The organism is Micromonospora endolithica, from assembly GCF_003626595.1.
Classification (GTDB): domain Bacteria; phylum Actinomycetota; class Actinomycetes; order Mycobacteriales; family Micromonosporaceae; genus Micromonospora; species Micromonospora endolithica.
The window spans coordinates 192115-215065 of sequence record NZ_RBAK01000008.1 but is presented as its reverse complement, the minus strand read 5'-3'; the positions used below and the strand labels follow the sequence as shown (position 1 = coordinate 215065).

The following is a 22951-nucleotide window of genomic DNA, read 5'->3' as shown; positions in this document are numbered from 1 at the left end:
CCTGTGTCAAAGCCTCTGGCCGGCCTGCGGCGGGCCCAGACGACGACCGGCCGCGTTGGAGGTTCGTCCGGATACAACACCGGTATCCGCACGAACCTCCGCCTTGCCGGACCGCCGCCTGGACTTCGCCTCGGCTCGACCGAGGACTTCGACACAGGCCCTAGCGGGGCCGCCAGGTGCCGAGTCGGACCGCGACGGTCACCCGCACCGGTTCGCCGAGGACGGCGATCCGGGCGGCCAGGCCGGCCGGGTCGGTGTGCCAGGCGCTCGGACCCATGCCGACGAGAGTGGCGACCTCCGGCCCGGTGAGCGCCAGTTCCCGCCGGTGCACCTCGGCCGCCGCCTCGGTGAAGTGCCCGCCGAGGCTGTCGGAGACCCGGTCGGCCTTGGCCGGGTCGACCCGGAGCAGATCGAGCGCCCCGACCAGCTCGGCGAGGTGGTCCTCCGCTGGGGTCACCACCAGCAGCGTCCCGGCCGGGTCGAGGACCCGGTGGAACTCGGCGCCGTTGCGCGGGGCGAAGACGTTGAGCAGCACGGCGGTGCAGTCGTCGGCCAGTGGCAGTCGCTGCCACGTGTCGGCCAGCGCGGCGGCGGCCCGGGAGTGGGCGCGGGCGGCGCGGCGCAGCGCCGGCTTGGCGACGTCCAGCGCCAGACCGGCGGCGTCCGGCAGCGCCGCCAGCACCGCGGCGAGGTGCCGGCCGGTCCCCGCGCCGGCGTCCACCACCAGGGGGTACGCCCCAACCTCCGGCTGCTCGGTCCGGGCGGTTCCCGACGGGTCGCCGCCCGACGGATCCCGGCGCGGCGGCGACAGCGTGCCGGGGCCGGCGGCCCGCCAGCGGTCGACCGCACCGACGGCGGCGGCGGCCAGGGCCGACGAGATCACGTCGTAGTGCCCGGCGGCCAGGAAGTCGGCCCGGGCGGCCACCATCTCGGCGGTGTCCCCGACGTGCGGCGCCCGGCCGGCCAGCAGGTTCACGTAACCCTGCCGGGCCACGTCGAAGCTGTGCCGGCGGAGACAGCGCAGGGCGCGGGCGGTGCCGGCGGTCTGCTCGACCAGCGGCTCGCCGCAGACCGGGCAGCGGAGCCGGTCGACGATGCGAGGGTCCACGTCAGGCGTCCAGGTGGGTGAGTACGGCGCGGGTGGGACGGCGGTCGTCGTCGGCACCCGGTCGGACGGGCGGGGCGACGGCGGTGGGGCGGAGCAGCGTCCGGATCAACCGCTCCTCCAGGTGGACCGCCGCGCGGGGCAGTCGGCACCCGGCGGCGGCGACCAGGAGCGCGGCGACGCAGGCCAGCCAGGCGGTGCCGGCACCGTAACCGGGAATGGCCAGGTGGTCCTCGACCAGGTCGGGTCGTACCTCGTGCAGCAGTGGCAGGGCCAGCCCGGGAACGGCGGCGAGCCAGACCACCACCGGCACCACGGCCCCGGCCACCGCCAGGAACGGGTGGGTGAGGGCGAAGAGGAGATCCCGACCGGTGGCGGGGTCGGCGAGCCGGATCCGCAGCCGCGCGGTGAGCGACCCGCGCACCGGACGGTACGGCGTGTGTGGCGTCCCGCCGGCCACCCGTCGCCGGTGCCGGTCCAGCACCACCCGGATGCCGGCGAGCGCGCGATCCAGCAGGGGCAGCCCGACGCCGACCACGCTGAGCGCGGCGCCGAGGGCGCCGGCCAGCGCCAGCAGCAGGGCCAGCGCGACGGCCGGTGTCCCGGTCACCAGGTGGCGCAGGTCCCGTACGGCCTGCCGTGCGACGCTCACCGGCTCATCCTCCCAGGCCGCGCCGGGGATCCCGGGGGCCGGCCGCAGCCGCACCGTGCCGTCCGTCCGCGCCGCCCGCTCCACCCCTTCGACGGTAGGCGGGGTGGTGGCGGTTCTCACTGGTGCGGGTACCACAGTCGATGGTGGTGCCAGCCCCACCGTCCGGCTGGGGCCCGGGACCCACCGGCCGGTCCTCGTCGGCGGCCCGACCCGCGCCGACTAGGGTCGAGGAATGGTCGCGACAATCCGGTACGAGGACATCGTCAAGGTCCCGAAGGCACTGCTGCACGATCATCTCGACGGCGGACTGCGGCCGGCGACGATCGTGGAGTTGGCCGCCGAGGTCGGTCACGAGCTGCCCGCCACCGATCCCGAGGAACTGGGGCGCTGGTTCGTGGCGGCGGCCGACTCCGGCTCGCTGGAGCGTTACCTGGAGACGTTCGCGCACACCGTGGCGGTCATGCAGACGGCCTCGGCGCTGCGCCGGGTGGCCCGGGAGTGCGCGCTCGACCTGGCCGCCGACGGGGTGGTCTACGCGGAGGTGCGCTTCGCCCCCGAGCAGCACCTGGAACGGGACCTGAGCCTGGACGAGGTGGTCGAGGCGGTACTGGCCGGTTTCGCCGAGGGCAGCGCGGAGGCAGCCGCGACCGGCCACCCGATCCGGGTCGGCACACTACTCACCGCGATGCGGCACGCCGCCCGCTCGCAGGAGATCGCCGAGTTGGCGGTCCGGCACCGGGACTCCGGAGTGGTGGGCTTCGACATCGCCGGCGCGGAGGCGGGCTTCCCGCCCACCCGGCACCTGGACGCCTTCGAGTACCTCCAGCGGGAGAACTTCCACTTCACCATCCACGCCGGCGAGGCGTTCGGTCTGCCGTCGATCTGGCAGGCGATCCAGTGGTGCGGGGCCGACCGCCTCGGCCACGGCGTCCGGATCGTGGACGACATCACACCCGGCGCTGAGCCGGTGCTCGGTCGGCTGGCCGCGTACGTGCGGGACAAGCGGATCCCCCTGGAGCTCTGCCCGTCGTCGAACGTGCAGACCGGCGCCGTCGGCTCGATCGCCGAGCACCCGATCGGGCTGCTGCGCGACCTGCGGTTCCGGGTGACGGTCAACACCGACAACCGGCTGATGAGCGGCACCTCCATGTCGCGGGAGATGGCCCTGCTGGTGGACGCCTTCGGCTACGGCTGGTCGGAACTCCGGTGGTTCACCATCAACGCGATGAAGAGTGCGTTCATCCCGTTCGATCAGCGGTTGCGGATCATCGACGAGGTGATCAAGCCCGCGTACGCCGAGCTGGTCGACTGACCGGCGGCGCGGCCGGTCAGGTGTGGTGCCGGTGGCCGGCGAGCAGACCGGCCACCCGGCGCAGCACCTCGCCCGCGCGGGCCGCCTCGGCGCCCAGGCCGGTCTGCCGGCGCAGCACGGCCGGTTCGGCCCGCAGCAGCGCCACGCCGCGCCGCAGCAGCACACGCGGCGCCTTGCGCTGCTCGCCGAGGTCGCGGGCGAGCCGGCGGACGAACGTGGCCCCGCGCGGTCGCCGCAGGGCGTACGCCCCGGCGAGCACCCCGCGCCGGCGGCACTCGGCGACGATCTCGGCAGCGAATATCCCTTCGGCCACGAAAAGTGGCGATCCGGCTATCTCGAATGGCCGGGTGGCCACCCGACGGTCCTGATCGATCGCATAAACCGGCACGTCGGCCCGACCGTCGCGAGCCAGCCGGGCAATCGTTTCCACGGCCGCATCGGCGTCCCAGGACAGGGGTGACTCCCAGTCGACCAGGCCGTTTTGTCGCGGCAACGTAGGGTCATCACCGTCCTTGTAGAAGTCATCCAGACAGAGCACCGGAAGACCGGTTTGCTCCGCTATATACGACTTTCCGGAGCCGGAAGGGCCGGCCAGGAGGACAACGCGGTAGGGGTGTTCCATAACCTTCAGTTACTCCGGACAGACGGACTGCTATCAAATCGCATCAACATCTCATCACACCCTGATCCACGGCCAACCTGGGCTTTCTCTTTCCGGGGAGGCGTGATGGAATCTCGGATGGTCCGACCCGCCGGGTCGGCCGCTGGGCGTTGCCCTGGAGGCAGCGCGAACGCTGAAATCGCGAGGGCGGTGACGTGAGCAAACGGCCAAAGACGGCAGGCTCCTTCCTGTCGCGTCTGCGCCGGCCGGCGGGCCGGCTCCGCGACATGCCGATCTGGTCCAAGCTCGGTCTGATCATGATCGTGCCGACCATCGCCACGGTCGTCGTGGGTACCAGTGGGCTCGTCGAGCAGCTGCAGTCGCTCAACAACGCCAACCGGGCCGGTGACCTGGTCAACCTGGTCGGCTACTCGGGCGACCTGGTGCACACGCTGCAGGACGAGCGGACCTCGTCGGTCCGGCTGCTCGGCGCGCGTGGTGCCAAGGCGAAGGATCTGGACCGCTACGAGAAGGCGTTCCAGACGGCCAACGCCCGCGTCGACGCGGCCCGCGGGCCGTACTCGCAGCAGCGGGGTGAGGTCGAGGACCTGCCGGCCAACTTCAGCAACCTGCTCCGGGACATCGACCGCAGCCTGAGCGACCTGCCCGGCACCCGCAGTCAGGTCTTCAACGGCGGCCTCGGCACGTTGCAGGCGTTGCAGTTGTACGAGGGACTCATCGAGAACCTCATCGCCGTGCGCGACTCGGCCACCCAGTTGGCCGGCGACAACGAGCTGAGCGACCAGATGCGCGCGGCGACCGCCCTCGCCCGCGACAAGGACGCCCTCGCCCGCGGGCGTGACGTGGTGCACCAGGCCTTCATCCAGAAGGAACTCACGCCGACCCTGCGCGACACCTACATCGGCACGTTGACCGCGCACCAACAGGCGTTGCAGAACTTCGGCGTGGTGGCCGGGCCGGAGAACCAGGAGTTCTACCGCCAGGTCGTAGCCGGTCCCGACACCCGTGAGTACACCAACTACGAGGGTGTGCTCCGCGGCCTGTCGAACGCCACCAGCCTCGCCGCCGCGAACTTCACGCCCGACCAGTGGGACGCGGCCGTGGTGGCCCAGGCCAACCTGATCCGCAAGGTCGAGTCGAAGATCGACACCGACGTGATCGCCCTCGCCGACGACCTCCGGTCCGACGTGCAGCGCGAGGTGTTCCTGGAGACCGGCCTGCTGCTGAGCATGCTGCTGCTGGCCATCCTCTTCGCGTACCTGGTCGCCCGCTCGATGGCCCGCTCGCTGCGCGACCTGCGGCAGGGCGCCCTGTCCATCGCCCAGTACGGGCTGCCCCAGGCGGTGGCCCGGCTGCGTGATCCGCAGGTGACCGGCCAGCTCACCCCGGTGCAGCTCGCCAACCAGATCGCCGAACCGCTGCCGGTCCGCAGCAAGGACGAGTTCGGGCAGGTGACCGAGGCGTTCAACGCGGTCCACCTGGAGGCCGTGCGTACCGCCGCCGAGCAGGCCGCGCTGCGCTCGTCCGTCGCGACGATGTTCGTCAACCTGGCCCGCCGGTCGCAGATCCTGGTCGACCGGCTGATCGGCCACCTGGACCGGCTGGAGCGCGGCGAGGAGGACCCGGACCGGCTGGCCGAGCTGTTCCAGCTCGACCACCTGGCCACCCGGATGCGCCGCAACGACGAGAACCTGCTGGTGCTCGCGGGTGCCGACTCCACCCGCGTACAGCGGGAGCCGGCGGCGCTGATCGACGTGCTCCGGGCGGCACAGTCCGAGGTCGAGCACTACACCCGGATCGAGTTCGGGATCATCGACCGGGACATCGAGGTCGCCGCGCACGCGGTCAACGACCTGGTGCACCTGATCGCCGAGCTGTTCGACAACGCCACCGCGTTCTCCCCGCCGGACTCCCAGGTCATGGTGGAGGCCCGCCGCGTCGGTGACCGGGCGTCGCTGTACGTCGAGGACCGGGGCATCGGGATCAGCCCGGAGCAGATCCACGACCTCAACGAGCGGCTGGCCACGCCCCCGCAGGTGGACGTCGCCGTCTCCCGGATGATGGGTCTGGTCGTGGTCGCCCGACTGGCCTCCCGGCACGGCGTGAAGGTGGAGCTGCGTCCCGGCACCGACCGGGGCACCGTCGCCGAGGTCGTCCTGCCGACGTCGGTGCTGGTTCCCCGGGCGCTCGCCGGGCGCGGTAACCCCACCCCGGCGCTGCCCGCCCCGCAGTCGTCCGGCCCGGCACCGGTGTTCGGCGCGCTGCCCGCGCTGGGCAACGGCCCGGCCGTGCCGAGCCAGCGGTCCGGCGAGTCCGGCAACCAGGTCACCCTGGGCGGCCGGCCCTTCGAGCCGGCTCCGCGCAACGGCTCGGGTGCCGGCAACGGTCCGGCCCGCTCGATGCCGGCCTGGTCCGACCTGACCGGCGCGAGCGCGCTGAACGGCAGCCACGGCGGCGACGGGTTCACCCCCCGCCCGGCGGGCGGTGACGGCTTCAATCCGCGGCAGAGCAACGGCGGTGACCAGTTCGCGCCGCGCACCACCAACGGGCAGTCGATCGACCCGCTGCCGCAGCGACGCTCCGGTGACGAGCCGGGTGCCACCGGCCAGCAGCCGACCATCCCCCGGCAGCTGCCCAGCAGCCCGGAGGCCCGGCCCTACTCGGCGCCGCCGGTGTCCGCGCCGCCGTCGCACTACGCCGGACCGCCGGTGTCCAGCCCGCCGGTCTCCGGCATGCCGGTCTCCGCGTCGCCGGTCTCGGGGACGCCGGTCTCCGGGGCGCCGGTCTCCGGACAGCCGTACTCCGCGCCGCCGGCCACCGCGCCGCTCCCGCAGCGTCCGGTGACCCCCTCGCCCTCGCCCTCGCCGGCCGCCTCGGCGCCGCCGGCCTGGCCGCCGGTCGCCGGCCCGCCCCGGGACACCGCCGCCCCGGCGGTGCCCGAGCGGCTGGCCGCCGCGCTGGACATGACCACCGAGCTGCCGCGCGTCACCCGGCCCGGCACCGAGACGTCGAACACGCCGTCGGCCGCGCCCGGCCCGGCCGCCCGGCCGGCCCCGGCGACCCCGCCGGCCCCGGCTCGACCGACGACCCCGCAGCAGGCCCAGAGCCGCCAGCGGTACGCGGACGAGACGATGGAGCTGCCGATCTTCCGGGAGCTGGAGTCGGCCTGGTTCCGCACCCGCCGGTCGGGCCCGGAGGAGTCGGCGACCACGGCCGACACCCCGGCGGCCACCAACGGTGCCCCGACCCAGCAGTTCGCCAAGGTCGACACCGCTGGTCGAGCCGTGCCGCAGACACCACCCGGGACGACAGGTAACGCACCGATGGCAGACACCCCGACAGCCGGAGCGCCGCGCGAGAACGGCACGCCGGCGAGCCGAGCCACCCGTCCCGGTGTCGCCGACGCCTTCCCCCAGCGCCGGCCGGCACAGGGCACCGCCGGTTGGCAGACCGCCGCCGACGACGGCTGGCGGGCCGCTTCCGCGGCCAGCGAGGTCCCGGTGGCGGCAACCACCTCCACCGGCCTGCCCAAGCGCACCCCGATGGCCCAGCTGGTGCCGGGCGCGGTGGAGAAGCCCACCACGTCGGTGCAGCGGCGTACGCCGGAGGCGGTCCGTGGGCTGCTCTCCGCCTACCACCGCGGCGTCCAGCGCGGTCGCAGCCACCCCTCGGACGGCAACCCGACCAGCCCGGAGGAGACTCCGGGAGGGCAGCAATCCTCGCAGTCTGGCTCAGGCCCGGTGGCCGGGAGCGGGCAGAAGGAGCAAGAACGATGACAAGTACGCAGGATCTCGGCTGGCTGCTGGCCAACTTCGCCGACCGGGTACCGGGGGTCGCGCACGCGGTCGCCGTCTCGGCGGACGGCCTGCTCCTCGCGTCCTCGCGGGACCTCCCGCGGGACCGGGCCGACCAGCTGGCCGCCATCGCGTCCGGCCTGGTCAGCCTCACCCAGGGCGCGGCACGGTGCTTCGAGGGAGGCGCGGTGCTGCAGACAGTGGTGGAGATGGACAACGGCTTCCTGTTCCTGATGTCCATCTCGGACGGCTCGTCGTTCGCCGTGCTCGCCGCCCGCAGCTGCGACGTCGGCCAGGTCGGCTACGAGATGGCCCTGCTCGTCGACCGGGTGGGCGACGCACTGACCCCGCAGCCGCGTGCGGCCGCGGGCATGCTGGGCTGACGTCCTGCTGACCCTCAGGTCGGCGGGGCGACGGGAACGACAACGGGTGCCACCGGTGAGAGCCGGTGCGGGGTGCGAAGGAGGTGAGCGGCGACATGGCCGATCGTGACGAACCGACCGGAGCGTTGGTCCGTCCATACGCCGTGACCCGAGGTCGTACCCGCCCCCGACTCGACATCGCCCTGGAGGCGCTCGTCGAGACGACGGTGCGCGGTCGTGCCGCTGCCAACGGCAGCGTCGGCGGCGGCCGCGAACACCAGTACATCGCCGCGCTGTGTGACGGACGCGTGCAGTCGCTTGCCGAGATCGCGGCACGGATGCAGCTTCCGCTCGGCGTGGCCCGGGTGCTCATCGCCGACATGGCGACGGACGGCCTGGTCGCGGTCCACGAGCCGACCATCCTGGACGACTCGGACGACGCGGTGGGCACTGAACTGCTGGAGAGGGTGCTGAGTGGACTTCGCAGGCTCTGACATGTCGCACCGCCCGCCGAGCCCGAGCGGGCGAGTGACGTCGGCGAAGATCGTTATCGCCGGTGGATTCGGCGTCGGCAAGACGACGCTGGTCGGCTCGGTCTCGGAGATCACGCCGCTGACCACGGAGGCCATCATGACCTCCGCCGGTGTGGGCGTCGACGACACCCGGCAGGTGCCGGGCAAGACGACGACCACGGTCGCCATGGACTTCGGTCGTATCTCGATCGACCGGGACCTGATCCTGTACCTCTTCGGTACGCCGGGTCAGACCCGGTTCTGGTTCATGTGGGACGAGCTGGTACGCGGCGCGATCGGAGCCGTGGTGCTGGTGGACACCCGCCGGCTGGCCGACTGCTTCGCGGCGATCGACTTCTTCGAGCACCGGCGGCTGCCGTACCTGGTGGCCATCAACTGCTTCGACGGGATGCAGTACCACGACCCGCAGGACGTCCGGGACGCGCTGGCGATCTCGCACGACGTGCCGGTGGTGGCCTGTGACGCCCGTAACCGGGAGTCGACCAAGCACGTGCTGATCTCACTCGTCGAGTACGTGCTGACGATGCGCCGCTCGCGCGCGGTCGCACCGGCCTGACCGACGACGCACCGCGCCCGGTGGCAGCCCCGCTGCCACCGGGCGCGCTCTGCTGTCCGGGGAACGGTGTCGGTGCACCGGGCCACGGCGACAGCCGTCAGCGTGTCCGAGGCGTGCTACGGGGCGAAGCCGTCGAATGAGCCGCCCCGGGGCGTGCGACGACCCCGGTGGCACGCCATCCCGGAGCGGGTGGCAACACGGCCACCCCGCATGGATCGACGCAGGTCAGGAGCGGTAACCCGCGGAGCGGTACTCGTACTCCCGGTCGTCGTCCCGGTCGCCGGTGTCACGGGTGAAGTCCCAGCCCCCGGCGGACTCCCGCCCCGGACGGCCACCCACCGCGAACCCGCCGATCTCCTGTCCCCGGCGCCAGCCGCGGAAGTAGCCGGTGGTGTTCTCGGCGAGGCTCGCCGCGTCCCGGACTATCCGCAGGGGACGTTCCTCGCGCAGCGGGGAACCCGGCACCAGGTTGGCCTGCGGAACCCGCTTCGGCAGGCCGGCCGACGTCTCCGCGCCGACCTCCGGCCGGGAGACCTTCTCGGCCGCCTGCCAACCCGAGTCCGCGGTGGACGACCATTCCAGGTCGCTCTCGTCGCCGTGCCCCACGAACCACGCGGACTTCGCCTGCGCGAAGATCAGCAGGTCACCGTCGCCCTCGTCGGAGACCGGCGGCGGACGGTGCTCGACCGGCGGCACCGGGCGGCGCTCCAACGGGCGCTCGGCGCGCGGGACCGGCCGGGCGCCGCGACCGGCGTCCTCCCGGTCGACGAGCCGCAGCGGAGGCGTCTCCAGGTGCGGGTCGGTCGACGAGGTCAGCCCGTTGCGCAGCGCGCGGTCGGCGAGCGGCGGTGGCTCCACCAGGCGCAGCATCGGTGGCTCCTGCGGCAGATCGTCGGCGAGCCACGGCGGGGTGACCCGACGCTCCGCGCCGGGATCGGTGGGCGCGTCCACGCCACGCCCACCGTACGCGCCGACCACCGGGTTACGGGCCGAGCTGTCGGCCGGGTTCTCCGGGTTGTTGACCAGGGGCCAGTTGGCGCGGGAGCCGGGCGCGGCGGACTCCTGGTCGGGTCGCGGGGTGGGCACCGGCACGCTGAGGTCGGTGGGCCGGAAGCCGCCCGACGGCGCGGGGGGCTCACTGTTGATCTTCGGCCGGGGCGGGATCACGGTGCGCTGCCGCTCGGCCCGGGCATTGTTGATGGCCGCGGTGGTCAGGGTCGGCCGGAACGGCTCGCCCGCCTCGGCGGGAGGCACGGTGCCGCGCTGCGCCGGCGGGATCGGGGTGATGCCGGGCGGCGGGGGCGGCGGCGAGGAGACCGGGCGGTTGGTCGGGCCGTCGATCCGGCTCGGCGTGGGCTCGGGCCGGGCCGGCGGTACGGAGATCGGGGGACCGGCCATCGCGGCGGGCGTCAGCGGCGCGGGAGCGACCGGTGGTGGTGCCACCGGGGCCGGGGCGACCGGCGGAGGGCCGAGCGGGCGCGGCGCCGGTGGCGGGGTGGTGCCGCTGACCGGTTCGGGGCGGCTGCGCCGACCGGGCGGGGGCACCGGCTCGGCCTCGGCCGGGCGCACGGCGCGCAGGCCCGACGGCGCGGGCGGCGTGGGGGTCAGGTCGGCCACCGGCTCACCACGGCGGGCCGCGGCCCGGCGGCCGGGCGGCGCGGTCGGGCTGCCGGCCCGGTCGCCGAGCGCGCCCACCAGGGCCTCGCAGCCGGCGTCACAGGCGCGGACCGAGGCGACCGCCTGGCGTACGGTCTCGGCCACGGCGGCGGTGAGCGCGCGGTTGACGGTGGCGCGCCGGGGTGTCTCCGACACCGCGACCCGCAGGGCGGTCACCGCCGCGTCGATCTCGTCCACATCGGCGATGCCCTCCGCCGCGAGGTGTGCCGCCACGGCGTCGGTGGCTACCGAACCGTCGCGACCTCGGCCCGAGGTGCCGCCCAGCATGCCGGGCTCCGGCAGGGCGTCGAGCACGGCCAGCGAGACGGACTCGGCCGGGTCGGGGTAGGCGCGCAGCGCCGCCGGGTAGAGCTCGCGAAGCACCTCGCGGAGCGCGACGGCGGCGGAGTGCCGGCCGCTCGCCAGCGCGGCGTGCGCGGCCAGCACCTGCTTGTAGCCGGCCAGGTCGCGGGGGGCCGGCAGAGTCACCGCGGAGAGGGCGCCGGCCTGTAGGGCCCGGGCCAGACCGACGGCGCGGCGCTCGACCGGCGGCGACTGCATCTCCTCCAGGGAGTCGTCGTCGGCGAACCGCTCGGCGAAGTCGTCGACCGAGTCGTCGTCGGCGATCGCGAGAGGACGGCCCGCGGCGCTGAGCAGTGAGGTGACCGTGTGGTCGTCGCTGTCGGCGGCGATGGCGGCACCGCTCGGCCCGCCCGACCGCTCCACGAGCAGCGCGACCAGCCGGGCGTAGCCGGCGGGGTCGTCACCGATCTCGCAGACATGCAGCAGACGACCCGCGTCGTCGACCACAGCGGACGTCAGCGCCGAACCGGCCGAGGCCGGTCGGTCGGCCGGATCCGCCGAGGCCAGACCGCAGTACACGCGCACGAGCGCCACGGCGTCGTCCTCCCTCCCGGGACACAGGTCTTTTCTGCCAGTGACTGATGCTCCCTGGTGCGGGTCAGTCGCGCCAGTCCACGACGGCAGAGATCTTGCCGACAATGGTGCGCCAACCCAGACTCGCGGTTTGTGCCCCGATTTTCCGGAGCCGCCGTCGTCCCAGGAAGCCGCCGACGCCGCCGTTCACCGTGGCGCGCAGGGCTTCGTCCAGGTCGTCGAGGCTGGAGCCGGCGGAGAGCATGTCCAGCACCGCGGGCAGGCGCAACGCGTACGCCAGGTCGCGGGCGACCTCGCCGGCCTCGATGAGCAACGTCGAGTCCCAGCTGTCGTGCCCGCCGCGCAGGTTCTCCACGACCAGGTCGAGTTCGTAGACGTCCTCGTCCAGCGGCGCGATGTCGGCCGGTTCCACCCGTTCGGACAATTCATTCCAGCTGTCCAGTTGCGACAGGTCGTTGGGCGCGCCGGATCGGACGAAACTGACCAGAGACTCAGGAGTCTTGAAGAGCAGCAGCCGGCCCCGGTGGGTCAGGAAGACCGGCACCTCCTCGTCGCCCGCGTCGGAGTCCTCGGCGGCGTCGGAGTCCTCGTCCTCGGTGGCGGCGGTGTCGCCGCGCCGGGACCGGGCCTCCTCCTCGTCGCTCTCGGCGAACTCCTGCGCCACGTCCTCGTCGAGGATGACGACGGCCTCGTCGCCCTCGTCCTCGTCGTCGGCGTCGACGACCTGGCGGCGGGCCAGGAACGGGTCGTCCTGATCGCGCTCGGTGACGTCGGTGGGGGTCAACTCCCGCGCCGGCCGGTATGCCCGCAGGGTGTAGCCGGTGCCGGCGGGCAGGGCGATCTCCACCGGGTCGATGCGCAGCTCGTCCCAGAGCGCGCGAGCCGCCTCGGCCGACGCGGTCCCGGTGTCGGAATCGGCCGGGCCGGTGGTGTCGTCGAGCTCGGGCTCGTCGGCGTCGGGCCGTGGGGACGACTGACGGGCCACGCTGACCTCCGTGTGCTTCGGGTTGCCCACCCGCCGGTACGCGCGACCGACAAGTGACTACGGGCACATACCCTAATGGGCGATCCCGGGGATGCGGACCCCGCACCCCGGTGGCGGACCTTCCGGCTGACAAGTAGGCTTTCTACGCATGAAGGCCCAGTCGCTGCACGGACACCTCGACGCGCTGCTGCTCGCCGTGCTGGAGCAGGGCCCCCTGCACGGCTATGCCGTCATCGAGGCGCTGCGCACCGGCAGTGCCGGCCAGCTGGACCTGCCCACCGGCACCGTCTATCCGGCCCTGCGCCGACTGGAACGAGCCGGGCACGTGGCCAGCACGTGGAGCACGGTCAACGGCCGGGAGCGGCGGACCTACCAGCTCACCGACGACGGCCGGCGGGCGCTGGCCGGTGAGCGGTCCGGGTGGCGGGAGTTCCGCACCACGGTCGGCCGTTTCCTGGACACCGGTCCGGCTTCCACCGCGCCCGCCTGACATCCCCGGTCAGCCGGCGGCGTGGACGACGTCCGTCCGCAGCGACCTGGCCGCGCGGACCCACGACGTCACCGATCGGCCCAGCCACAGCTGGCCGGCACCGATCACCACCGTGCCGATCAGCATCGGCGGCCAGGTCAGCGCGGCCTCCCACATGCCCAGCGACCAGCCGAGAAGCCCGGCCCCGGCGATCAGGCCGACGGCGAGGGTGCCGGTCAGGCCGATCCCGAGGAGCTGATCGAGCGCCTGGGCGCGAGGCGTCGTCCGCCGGCCGGCCAGCAGCACCCCGGCGGCGGCGAGCACGGCGGCGGTCAGCCAGATCCAGTTGATCGACGCGGAGAGCAGCAGGTAACCCTCCGGCGGGCGGGGACCCTCGCTCCAGCTCGACCCGCGCCAGGTGAGATCGCCGGCCACCACCAGCGTCACCGCCACCGCCAGCACCCGTAGGGACAGCCCGCGCAGCGCGCCGGCCGCCAGCTCCACCTGGTACGCGGGGGCCAGCTCACCGGGCGTCCCGAACTCGGCCACCGCCCGGCGGCGGGCCTCCACCGCCGGTAGGCCGCTCTCCTGGTACGCCTCGACGGCGTCCCGCAGCCCGTCCCGGGCCTCGGTCAGCAGGTCCGCCTTCAGCCGCCGTGGCCCGTGCAGCCGCTCCGCCAACGCCCGCAGGCGCTCCTCCACCATCACGTCGTCGCCGCCCCGCATGGCACCACCCTGCCACGGCAGAGCCCCCATCGACGTCCGGGACAACCCTGGCCCGACCCGGAGGCGGGCACCGGTGTTAGGAAGGGGCCCTTCCTCTACACCAGGCGTTAAAAAGGTGCCCTTCCTTACCCACCAAGGGCGAGGTAGCCGCGCTCGGCGGCCTCCTGGAGCTGCCACTGGTCGCGGTACCAGCCGGGGGCGGACACCAGCTCGGCGTGCCGTCCCCGTTGCACCACCCGGCCGGCGTCCAGCACCACGATCTCGTCCAGCCCGTCGAGACCGTGCAGCCGGTGGCTGATCAACAGGACGGAGTGGTCGGCCGGGGTGGCGGCGAGGGCGGTGCGCAGGACCGCGTCGGCGGCGGCTGGGTCGAGACCCTCGGTGGGCTCGTCGAGCACCAGCACCGGCGGCGCGGCGAGCAGCGCACGGGCCAGCGCCAGCCGCTGCCGCTGCCCGCCGGAGAGTTGCCCGCCCTCCTCGCCGACCACGGTCTGCCAGCCGTCGGGCTGCTCGCGTACCCAGTCCAGCAGACCGGCGGCGGACGCCGCGTCGGTCAGCTCGTCCTCGCTCGCCCCGGAGCGCCCGAGCAGCAGGTTCTCCCGGACGGTGGCGTGGAAGACGTACGCCTCGGCGAGCAGGCCGCCGACCGCCCGGGGCAGCTCCTCGGCCGGGTACGCCGACAGGTCACGTCCGTCCAGCTCCACCCGTCCGCGCTCCGGTCGCACCGCTCCGGTCAGCACCGCCGCCAGCGTGCTCTTGCCGGCGCCGCTCGGGCCGACCACGGCGACCCGGCGGCCCGGCGGCAGGTCGAGGTCGAACCCGTCCAGGGCCGGCGCGGCACCCGCCCGGTACCGGACGGTGACCCCGTCGAACCGGATGTGGTGCGGGACGTCCAGCGGCACCCCGGCGACCGGCCCGGGCCCGGCGTCCGGGACCGGCGCGTCGGTGAGCAGGGCCGCGACCCGGGTGAGGCCGGCGCGCAGCCCGGTCCACTGCCGGGCCGCCCCGACCAGGGCCAGGGCGATCTCCACGGCGGCCAGGGTGCCGACCGCCAGGACGCCGACCAGTACCCCGTCCACCCCGGCCGACAGTGCGGTGACCACGACCGCGCCGGCGGTCAGGCCGGCCACCAGCACCCCGGCCGCGTCCACCGCGAAACCGGTGGCGGCCAGCCGCCGCTCCAGCCGGGCGAGACGCCCGGCCCGGTCCCCGGCGGCCCGCAGGGCGTCCGAGGTGGCGCCGAACGCGGCCAGGTCGGCGGCGCCGTGGGTGAGGTCGACCGCGTCGGTGGCGAGCGCGCCCCGCAGCGGCGCCAGCCCGGCGGCGGCCCGCCGGGTCAGCGCGGTCGCGAGCACGGGCAGCGCCACGCCCGCGACCAGCAGGCCGACGGCGAGCGCCCCGGCGGCGGCCGGCGAGATCAGGGCGGCGCCGCCGATCGCGACGAGACTGACCAGCGCGGCCCCGGAGGCCGGTACGAGCACCCGCAGGAGCAGGTCCTGGACCGCCTCCACGTCGGAGACGAGCCGGCTCAGCGCGTCGCCCGACCGCTGGCCGAGGTCGGCCCGCCGCGTGGCGAGCGTGCCGAAGACCCGGGCCCGGACGTCGGTGACCAGGCGCAGCACCGCGTCGTGCCCGGCCAGCCGCTCGGTGTAGCGCAGCACGCCCCGCCCCACCGCCAGCGCCCGGACCGCCACGATCGCGACGGTGAGCCGGTCCAGCGGGGGCCGGCCGGCGGCGCTCATCAGCAGCCACGTGGCGGTGGCCATCAGGGCGAGCGCGGCGAACTCGGTCGCGGCGGCGAGCAGACCGGCGCCGACCAGCCGGTTCAGGTAGGGCCGGGCCAGCCGCAGCACGGTGCGTTCCGGGCCGGGAGTCCGGGCGGTCATCGGGCCGCCTCCCCGGCGGCGCTCGGGGTCAGCTCGGTGACCCGGCCGTCCTCGACCCGCAGGACGCGGTCGGCGTCGGCGAGCAGCGCGGGTCGGTGCGCGACGAGCAGCGCGGTACGCCCGGCGACGAGCCGGCGGGTGGCCTCCAGCACGACCGCCTCGGACGCGCTGTCCAGCCGGGCGGTCGGTTCGTCGAGCAGCACCACCGGGGCGTCGCGCAGGAACGCGCGGGCCAGCGCGACGCGCTGCCGTTGACCGCTGGACAGGCCGTGGCCACGTTCGCCGAGCACGGTGCCCGCCCCGTCGGGCAGGGCGGTGAGCACCTCGTCCAGCGCGGCGTCCCGGACCGCGTCGGCCAGCGCGGTGTCGGGCGCGTCGGGGGAGCCGAGGCGGATGTTGTCGGCCACCGAGGCGGCGAAGAGGTGGGCCCGCTGCGGCACCCAGGCGACCTGCCGGCGCCAGGCGTCCAGGTCGGCGGTGGCGAGGTCGACCCCGGCCACGGTCACCCGGCCGGCGGTCGGGGCCACGAAGCCGAGCAGGAGCGCGAGCAGGGTGCTCTTGCCGGCACCGCTCGGCCCGACCACCGCGATCCGCTCGCCGGGCCGCACGGTCAGTGTGACGTCGCGCAGGGCGGTGGTCCGCTCGTACGCGACGGTGACCGACTCGAACCGGATCTCGCCCCGCCCGTCCGGCACCGGCCGGCTGCCCCGGTCGACGTGGGCCGGCGCCCCCTCGATCACCTCGAAGGCGTCGTTGAGCGCGGTCAGGCCCTCCATGCTGGCGTGGAAGCGGCTGCCGGCGGCCCGCAACGGCAGGTATGCCTCCGGGGTGAGCAGGAGCACCAGCAGCGCGGTGGAGAGGGTCAACCCACCGCCGAGCAGCCTGATGCCCACCGGGACCGCGACCAGCGCCACCGAGAGCGTGGCGACCAGTTCCAGCACCAGCGCGGACAGGAACGCGATCCGCAGGGTCTTCATGGTGGCCACCCGGTGCCCGTCGGCCATCCGGCGGACCACCTCGGTCTGCGCCCGGGCGCGGCCGAACGCGCGCAGCGTGGGCAGGCCGGCGATCATGTCGAGGAAGTGTCCGCCGAGCAGGGACAGCCGCCGCCACTGCCGGTCGGTGGCGGCCTGTGCCTGCCAGCCGAGCAGCGCGCCGAAGATCGGGATGAGCGGCAGCGTGGCCGCGATGATCAGAGCCGAACTCCAGTCGGCGACGAAGACCCGGACCAACACCGCCACCGGCACGGTGAGGCTGAGCACGAGCTGCGGCAGGTAGCCGGTGAAGTAGGCGTCCAGCGCGTCCAGACCCCGCCCGGCGAGGGTGGCGAGCTGGCCGGCCCGCTGACCGGCGACCCAACCCGGACCGTGCCGGCCGACCGCGTCGAGCAGCTCCACCCGCAGCGTCGCCTTGACCGTCGCCGCGACCCGCGCCGAGACCGTCCCCTGCGCCCACACCAGCAGCGACCGGGCCGCCACCGCCACCACGAAACCGGCGAGCGCCGGTCGGTTCAGCCGGCCGTCGAACGCGGTGGCGAGCAACGCCGCCAGCGCGGTGGCCTGAACCACGACCAGCCCGGCGGCGAGCACGCCGAGCAGCGCGAGCACGGCGAAGTCGCGCCGGGCCGCGGGGACCCGGTGCAGCAGACGCGGGTCGAAGGGACGGCGGTTCACCAGTACACCGGTGCCCTGCCGTCGGTCCGTCCCCGGAAAACCCACCAACACATCGCCTGGAAGCCTAGTAGGGCCGGTACGAGCGGCACCGTCAGCCAGCCCAGCAGGCGCAGGGTGGGCGCGCTGGCCGCCGCGTCGGCCACGGTGAGCGAGGCGGCGGGATCGACGGTGGACACCAGCGCGTACGGCCAGAGGATCGCCCCGACCAGCGCCACCGGCAGCGCCAGGGCCGCCGAGGTGGCGGCGAAGGCGAGTCCCGGCCGCCGCCGGGCGAGGGCCACCCGGGCCCCCACCAGCGCCGCGACCAGCAGCGCCAGCAGGAGTACGCCGACCGCCGGGCGCTGCGCCGCGGCGCGTACGCCCTCGGAGAGCAGGCCCAGGACGGTGGCCGCGCCGACCGCGGCGAGCGCCACCGGGATCAGCCGGCGGGCCAGTCGTCCGGCGGGCACGGCGGTGGCGGCCGGCAGCCGGAGGGTGAGGAATGTCGCACCGTGCGCGGCGACCAGCGCGACCAGGGCCAGCCCGACGCCCGCCGCGAACGGGGTGAAGAGGTGGGTCACCCCGGTCACGTGACCGTCGGCGTGCAGCGGTACGCCCTGGAGCAGCCCGGCGAGCACCGCGCCCCACCCGAGGGCGGCCAGCAGGCCGCCCACGGCGACCACCCGGTCCCAGGCCGACCGGGCGCCCGCCCCGGCCGGGCGGCTGCGCAGTTGCACCCCGACGGTCACCAGGATCACCCCGGTCAGCGCGCCGACGACCGCCGGGTAGAGGCCGGAGAGCAGTTCCCCCTCCAGGGTGGGGAAGGCGCCGAACAGGATGCCGACCGCCGCCACCAGCCAGACCTCGTTGCCGAGGAAGAACGGGCCGGCCGCGTTCAGGGTGGCCCGCCGGTCGGCCGGTGCGGTCCGGCGGGCCAGCAGCAGCCCGATGCCGTAGTCGTAGCCGCCGAGCACGAGGTACCCGGCGAAGAAGGCCCCGAGCAGGGCGTACCAGGCGAGTTCCACGATCGGCTCCTATCCGGCGAGGACGGTTTCGGGGCGGGCGTCGTCGGCCGGCCGGTGATCGGGCCGGCGGCCGAGCGGGGGATCGGCGGCACCCCGGGCGGCGTGCTTCGCCAGCAGCACCCAGTTGGTGACCGCGAGGGTGCCGAGCAGCAGGGTGAAGCCGATCAGCGAGGCGAGCATCACGCCCGGATCGACCCCGCTGACCGCCCGGTCGGTGGGCAGCAGCCCGTACGCCACCCAGGGCTGCCGGCCGACCTCGCGGGCGATCCAGCCGAGGATCACCGCCACGAAGGGCAGCGGCAGGGCCAGCAGGAGCAACCAGAGCGGGAACCGCAGTCGGATGATCCAGTCCCGCCAGAGCAGGGGGACCAGCAACCACAGCAGGCCGAGCCCGAAGCCGATGAGGATCATGAAGCCGAGACCGACGCTGGACAGCGCCGGCGGTTCGTAGTCGCCCGGGCCGAACGTGGTCGTCCACTCGGCGACCAGCGCGTCGGCGGCCGGCGTGCCGCCGAACTTGGTGGGCTGGGCGGTGGCGACCGGGCCGAACTGGGCGAAGCCGAAGCCCTGCACCAGGCTGATCGACACCGCCGCGGTGACCACACCGATCCGCAGCGAGGTGCGGAAGAGGGCGTGGTCCGGCGTACGACGGAGCAGGTGCCACGCGCTGACCGCGGCCATCAGCATCCCGCCGGTCAGCAGGGACGCCGCGACCACGTGCCCGAAGGCCATGCCGAAGGTGGGGTTGGTCAGCAGCGCGGAGAAGTCGGTCAGGTGGGCGATGCCGTCGCGCACCTGGTAGCCCACCGGGTTCTGCAACCAGGCGTTGGCCACCATGATCCAGAACGCCGAGGCGTACGCGGTGATCGCCACCCCCCACAGCAGGGCCAGGTGCACGACCGGGCGGAGCCGGTGCCAGCCGAAGATCCACATGCCGAGGAAGGTCGACTCCAGGAAGAAGGCGACAAGGGTCTCGATCGCCAGGGGCGCCCCGAAGACGTTGCCGACGTAGCGCGAAAGGCCACTCCAGTTCAGGCCGAACTGGAACTCCATCACCAGGCCGGTGGCGATCCCGAGCACGTAGTTGATCACGTAGAGCTGGCCCCAGAACCGGGTCAGCCGCTCCCACTTCGGGTTGCCGGTGAGGAAACCGGCGGTCTGCATGCCGACCAGCAGCGTCACCAGGCCGAGGGTGACGACCACGAACAGGAAGTGCAGCGAGGTCGTGGTGGCGAACTGCAGGCGCGCGAGAAGCAGGGTGTCCATGGCGGCTCCACACGTCGACGCTTTGACGTAGGAAGCCTACACGTAGCTGTTCTACTTATCCGCCCCGAGGCGCTGGCCTCACGCGGGCCGCTCGTCCGTCTCGCCGGCGATCCTCGGCCCGCTCGTCGGCTCCGGCAGCAGGATCGTCGCCAGCAGGCGCCGGGTGCGTCCCGGGCCCGGCCCCGCCTGCGCGTAGGGGCGTACCGCCTCCTGGATCGTCGTGATCACCTGCCGCAACTCGGCATCGGTGGCGTAGAGGCCGGCCATGCGGTAGCCGGCGAGGTCCCGGGCCAGGTCGGGGTCGCCCTCGGCGAGGTAGCGGTCGAAGTCGGCCAGCAGGCCGGCGACGAAGGTGGTGAACGCGACGCGGTGCTCCGCCACGGACATCGCCGCCAGTTCCTCCTCGGGCACCGACGCCCGCTCCGCGCGCAGCCGGAACGTGCGCTCGACCGCGCCGCGCACCCTGCGCTCGGCGGTCACCTCCAGGACGCCGGCCACGACGAGCGTGTTCACCTGGCGATAGAGCGTCGCCGGTGGCACGTCGGTCAGCACCGCGCGCAGGTCGGTGGTGGTCAGCTCCCGTCCGCCGAGCAGCGCCTGCACGACTCGCAGGCGCACCGGATGCAGCAGTAGTTCCGCACTGGTGGTCATTCACACCCCCGGCTTCGACGTTATCATTGGTGATATCGTTATCATAAATGAGAACAAAGGGAGAAAGGAGTGCCGTCATGAGCACGGTCCACGTCACCGCCGACCGGGTCCGGATCCGGCTCCGCCCCGTCGAGAAGATCTTCGCGCTGCACGGCGACCTCGACCTGCCACGCTCGGCCGTCCGCACCGCCGAGGTCCTCACCGACGGCCTGGCGGCCACGCGCGGACTGCGCGCACCCGGCCTGGCGATCCCGGGCTGGACGAAGGTGGGCACCTGGCGTGGCCGGGGTGCCCGGCAGTACGTCGCGGTCCGGCGCGGCGTACCCACGCTCCGGCTGACCCTCGACCGGCAGCGCTACGACATCGTCCTGGTCTCCACCCCGGACGCCCACGCCGTCGCCGCCGCCCTCAACCCGGAGTAGGACATGCCCGAGACCGACATCACCTTCCGATCCGCCGGCGCCACGCTCGCCGGCACCATCACCCGCCCGCACGTTGACCGGTCCGTCCCCGGCGTGTTGATCCTCGCCGGCAGCGGGCCCCTGGACCGCGATGGCAACCACCGGCGGCTGCGGCTGGACATCTCCCGCCAACTCGCCGTCGCTTTGCACGACGCGGGCCTGGCGAGCCTGCGCTACGACAAACGAGGTGCCGGTGCCAGCAGCGGCACCTTCCTCGCCACCGGCCTGCACGACAACGTCGCCGACGCCCGCGCCGCCCTCGACACCCTGCGCGCCCGACCCGGCGTCGACCCGGACCGGCTGTTCGTCCTGGGCCACAGCGAAGGCGCCGTCGTGACCATCGCCCTGTTGGCCGGCGACACCCCGCCGGTCGCCGGCGCGGTCCTGCTCTCGCCCACCGCCCGGTCCGGCGCCGAGGTGCTGCGCTGGCAGGCCGACCAGGTGGCCCACGACCTGCCGGCACCGGTAGGCGCGGTGCTGCGCCTGCTGCGCGTCGACCTCCGCGCGCGGGTGGCACGCAACCATGAGCGGCTACGCGCGAGCACCGGTGACGTCGTCCGTCTCGGCGGGGTACGGGTCAACGCCCGCTGGTTCCGTGAGTTCATGGCGTACGACCCGATGCCCGACCTCGCCCGCCTCGGCGTACCCGTCCTCGCCCTGGCCGGCGGCAAGGACCTGCAGGCGCCACCGCAGGACCTCGACGTCATCGGCACGATGCTGGGTGACCGTGCGCGAACCGTCCTGATCGACGACCTCAGCCACATCCTGCGCAGCCAGCCCGGCCCGGCGACCCTGCGCAGCTACCGCCGCGACGTCGTCCGGCCCGTGGACACCCGCGTCCTCACCGCGGTCGTCGACTGGCTGGGTCAGCACTGAGCCCGTCGGCCCGCTCCGGTGGCCGACGCCGTGTCCGGCGGGCGGCCGCGCGGGGGTCAGCTCAGGAAGAGGGAGACCGGCAGGGCGACCAGGGTGCCCGCGACGGCCAGCGCGACGGCCCCGACGACCCGGGGCGGGCGGTCGGCCACCAGCAGCCGCCGCACCCGGACGTCCAGGTCACGGTCGCCCATGCCGAGCGCGCCGGCCGGGGTGATCCGGTTGCCGGCGGCGGCGAACCGACGCAGCGCCCCGGCCAGTGGAGCCTCGGCGTGCACCGCACGCGCCTTGTCGTCGGCCCGCATCTCCACCAGCAGGGCCACCCGCTCGTGCGCGTCGCGCACCCAGCCGAACCACGGCAGGGCCCGGCAGAGCGCGGTGAACGGCAGCAGCACGAGGTCGTGACGCTCCTGCGCGTGCGCCCGCTCGTGGGTGAGCACCGCGTCCAGTTCGGCACGGTCCAGCAGGTCGAGCGTCCCCGCGCTGACCACCACCCGCGGCCGCACGCCCGGCAGGCAGTACGCCGCCGCGCTCGGGTGGTCGAGCACCAGCGCGCCGGGGATGGTGGGGTCCTTCCGGGCCACCAGGGAGAGCAGGTCCCGGTGCCGGCGTTGGGCGCGTACCGCGGCGTTGATGCTGCGTACCGTGGTGGTCAGCAGCACCGCGCCGATGCCGAAGCCGACGCCGACCAGCCCGAGGTGCGCGGCGCCCAGCCCGACCGGCAACGTGCCGTGGGCGAGATCGTCGCCCAGGGCCAGCAGGGCGCCGCCGGTCGACCGGTCGTACGCGGTGAGGCCCAGCGCCATCGGCAGCCCCATCGCGGACAACCCCAGGGCCAGCCCGACCGCCTGCCAGCAGACGATCGCGACCCGGGGGGCCCGCCACGTCCAGGTGGACCGGGACAGCACCCGGGCGACCAGCCAGCAGGCCAGCATCGTGACGCCGAAGTGCACCGCGAAGGCCATGACCGCCGCCCTACCGGTCCACTGCCTCGTCGGTGCGCCGGCCCCGGCCGGCGTGCGGGTCGCCGACCCGGTCGGACAGTCCGCCGGTGCCGTCGGCGGGCCCGCTCAACCCGGCCTCGGCGCCGAGCGCCGCGCGGAGCACGTCCGCCTCGGTGCCGGTCACCGACCGGGCGAAACGGACCAGCGCCGCGTCCCGGCTGCCGCCCAGGTCGAGGGCGTCGAGCATGAGCTGGGCGATGTACGCCTCCCGGCTGGCCGCCGCCCGGTAGCGCCAGGCGCGGCCCTCGCGTTCGCGCTGGACCATGCCCTTGCCGGCGAGCCGGTCCAGCACCGTCATCACGGTGGTGTAAGCCAACTCGCGCCCGTCCAGGGCGTCCGCGACCTCGCGCACGGTGACACCGTCCGACGTGCCGGGGACGGTGTCCCACAGCACGTCCATCACCGCACGCTCAAGATCGCCCAACCGAGTCACGCCAGCAATCCTACCCCCCGTAGTAGAGATT

The 22951-nt window shown here is 74.3% G+C and carries 20 protein-coding genes and 1 pseudogene; 8 read left to right on the top strand and 13 right to left on the bottom strand.

Translation table 11 applies throughout. The annotated features are described in order from the left end of the window. Positions 1–160: 160 nt before the first annotated feature. Together D7223_RS20910 and D7223_RS20905 are read right to left on the bottom strand one after the other, a co-directional pair. The gene (locus D7223_RS20910) at positions 161–1108 is read right to left on the bottom strand and encodes a putative RNA methyltransferase (RefSeq protein WP_120730097.1); all 948 of its coding nucleotides are present in this window, start codon (positions 1106–1108) and stop codon (positions 161–163) included. A gap of 1 nt (position 1109) precedes the next feature. Beyond that, on the bottom strand, positions 1110–1841 hold the full coding sequence (locus D7223_RS20905; RefSeq protein ID WP_158610920.1) for a sensor domain-containing protein: 732 nt from the start codon (positions 1839–1841) through the stop codon (positions 1110–1112). Positions 1842–1989: 148 nt separating this feature from the next. Here D7223_RS20905 and D7223_RS20900 point away from each other — a divergent pair, with 148 nt between their 5' ends. Then, entirely contained in the window at positions 1990–3069 is a 1080-nt protein-coding gene (locus D7223_RS20900; RefSeq protein ID WP_120730095.1) for an adenosine deaminase, read from the top strand. Between the two features lie 16 nt (positions 3070–3085). Here D7223_RS20900 and D7223_RS33660 read toward each other — a convergent pair whose 3' ends face one another. Next, positions 3086–3382 carry a hypothetical protein gene (locus tag D7223_RS33660; protein ID WP_238162137.1) on the bottom strand — a complete coding sequence of 99 codons (297 nt, stop codon included), beginning with the start codon at positions 3380–3382 and terminating at the stop codon, positions 3086–3088. Between the two features lie 503 nt (positions 3383–3885). Between D7223_RS33660 and D7223_RS20890 the strand changes: the two genes are divergently transcribed. From D7223_RS20890 to D7223_RS20875, 4 genes are all read left to right on the top strand, one after another. Beyond that, positions 3886–7467: a sensor histidine kinase gene (locus tag D7223_RS20890; RefSeq protein ID WP_120730093.1), complete on the top strand. Its 3582-nt coding sequence runs from the start codon at positions 3886–3888 to the stop codon at positions 7465–7467. After that, positions 7464–7868, top strand: coding sequence for a roadblock/LC7 domain-containing protein (locus tag D7223_RS20885; RefSeq protein ID WP_120730092.1), 405 nt, complete (start codon positions 7464–7466; stop codon positions 7866–7868). The genes D7223_RS20890 and D7223_RS20885 overlap by 4 nt, the downstream gene beginning before the upstream one ends. 95 nt (positions 7869–7963) lie before the next feature. Continuing rightward, the gene (locus tag D7223_RS20880) at positions 7964–8341 is read left to right on the top strand and encodes a DUF742 domain-containing protein (RefSeq protein ID WP_120730202.1); all 378 of its coding nucleotides are present in this window, start codon (positions 7964–7966) and stop codon (positions 8339–8341) included. Between the two features lies 1 nt (position 8342). After that, positions 8343–8936: a GTP-binding protein gene (locus D7223_RS20875; protein WP_120730091.1), complete on the top strand. Its 594-nt coding sequence runs from the start codon at positions 8343–8345 to the stop codon at positions 8934–8936. A gap of 225 nt (positions 8937–9161) precedes the next feature. Here D7223_RS20875 and D7223_RS20870 read toward each other — a convergent pair whose 3' ends face one another. After that, the gene (locus tag D7223_RS20870) at positions 9162–11489 is read right to left on the bottom strand and encodes a serine/threonine-protein kinase (protein ID WP_186832275.1); all 2328 of its coding nucleotides are present in this window, start codon (positions 11487–11489) and stop codon (positions 9162–9164) included. A gap of 64 nt (positions 11490–11553) precedes the next feature. Further along, complete coding sequence (locus D7223_RS20865) at positions 11554–12504, bottom strand: DNA primase (protein WP_120730090.1); 951 nt, start codon at positions 12502–12504, stop codon at positions 11554–11556. Positions 12505–12622: 118 nt separating this feature from the next. Here D7223_RS20865 and D7223_RS20860 point away from each other — a divergent pair, with 118 nt between their 5' ends. Beyond that, the gene (locus D7223_RS20860; protein ID WP_120730089.1) at positions 12623–12964 is read left to right on the top strand and encodes a PadR family transcriptional regulator; all 342 of its coding nucleotides are present in this window, start codon (positions 12623–12625) and stop codon (positions 12962–12964) included. Between the two features lie 9 nt (positions 12965–12973). On the opposite strand, the gene D7223_RS20855 is transcribed toward D7223_RS20860, so the two are convergent. The 6 genes and pseudogenes from D7223_RS20855 to D7223_RS20830 all read right to left on the bottom strand — a co-directional run bounded on the left by D7223_RS20855 (position 12974) and on the right by D7223_RS20830 (position 20149). Next, complete coding sequence (locus tag D7223_RS20855) at positions 12974–13669, bottom strand: permease prefix domain 1-containing protein (RefSeq protein ID WP_120730088.1); 696 nt, start codon at positions 13667–13669, stop codon at positions 12974–12976. Between the two features lie 125 nt (positions 13670–13794). After that, a pseudogene (gene cydC, locus D7223_RS20850) lies at positions 13795–15606 on the bottom strand (thiol reductant ABC exporter subunit CydC); the annotation flags it as partial. Further along, positions 15552–17228, bottom strand: a complete 1677-nt coding sequence (cydD, locus tag D7223_RS20845) for a thiol reductant ABC exporter subunit CydD (RefSeq protein ID WP_120730086.1) — start codon at positions 17226–17228, stop codon at positions 15552–15554. The gene cydD and the pseudogene cydC, both read right to left, overlap by 55 nt. Next, positions 17225–18232: a cytochrome d ubiquinol oxidase subunit II gene (locus tag D7223_RS20840; protein ID WP_120730085.1), complete on the bottom strand. Its 1008-nt coding sequence runs from the start codon at positions 18230–18232 to the stop codon at positions 17225–17227. The genes cydD and D7223_RS20840 overlap by 4 nt, the downstream gene beginning before the upstream one ends. A gap of 9 nt (positions 18233–18241) precedes the next feature. After that, positions 18242–19498 carry a cytochrome ubiquinol oxidase subunit I gene (locus D7223_RS20835; RefSeq protein WP_120730084.1) on the bottom strand — a complete coding sequence of 419 codons (1257 nt, stop codon included), beginning with the start codon at positions 19496–19498 and terminating at the stop codon, positions 18242–18244. 78 nt (positions 19499–19576) lie between these two features. Beyond that, complete coding sequence (locus D7223_RS20830; protein WP_120730083.1) at positions 19577–20149, bottom strand: helix-turn-helix domain-containing protein; 573 nt, start codon at positions 20147–20149, stop codon at positions 19577–19579. A gap of 77 nt (positions 20150–20226) precedes the next feature. On the opposite strand from D7223_RS20830, the gene D7223_RS20825 reads away from it, so the two are divergent. Together D7223_RS20825 and D7223_RS20820 are read left to right on the top strand one after the other, a co-directional pair. Continuing rightward, positions 20227–20571, top strand: coding sequence for a hypothetical protein (locus D7223_RS20825; protein ID WP_120730082.1), 345 nt, complete (start codon positions 20227–20229; stop codon positions 20569–20571). 3 nt (positions 20572–20574) lie between these two features. Further along, complete coding sequence (locus tag D7223_RS20820; RefSeq protein WP_120730081.1) at positions 20575–21486, top strand: alpha/beta hydrolase family protein; 912 nt, start codon at positions 20575–20577, stop codon at positions 21484–21486. Positions 21487–21542: 56 nt separating this feature from the next. On the opposite strand, the gene D7223_RS20815 is transcribed toward D7223_RS20820, so the two are convergent. Both D7223_RS20815 and D7223_RS20810 read right to left on the bottom strand, forming a co-directional pair. Next, a complete protein-coding gene (locus D7223_RS20815; RefSeq protein WP_120730080.1) occupies positions 21543–22448 on the bottom strand; it encodes a M56 family metallopeptidase in 906 nt (301 codons plus the stop codon). Between the two features lie 10 nt (positions 22449–22458). After that, positions 22459–22920, bottom strand: a complete 462-nt coding sequence (locus D7223_RS20810) for a BlaI/MecI/CopY family transcriptional regulator (RefSeq protein ID WP_238162136.1) — start codon at positions 22918–22920, stop codon at positions 22459–22461. Between the last annotated feature and the right edge of the window lie 31 nt (positions 22921–22951).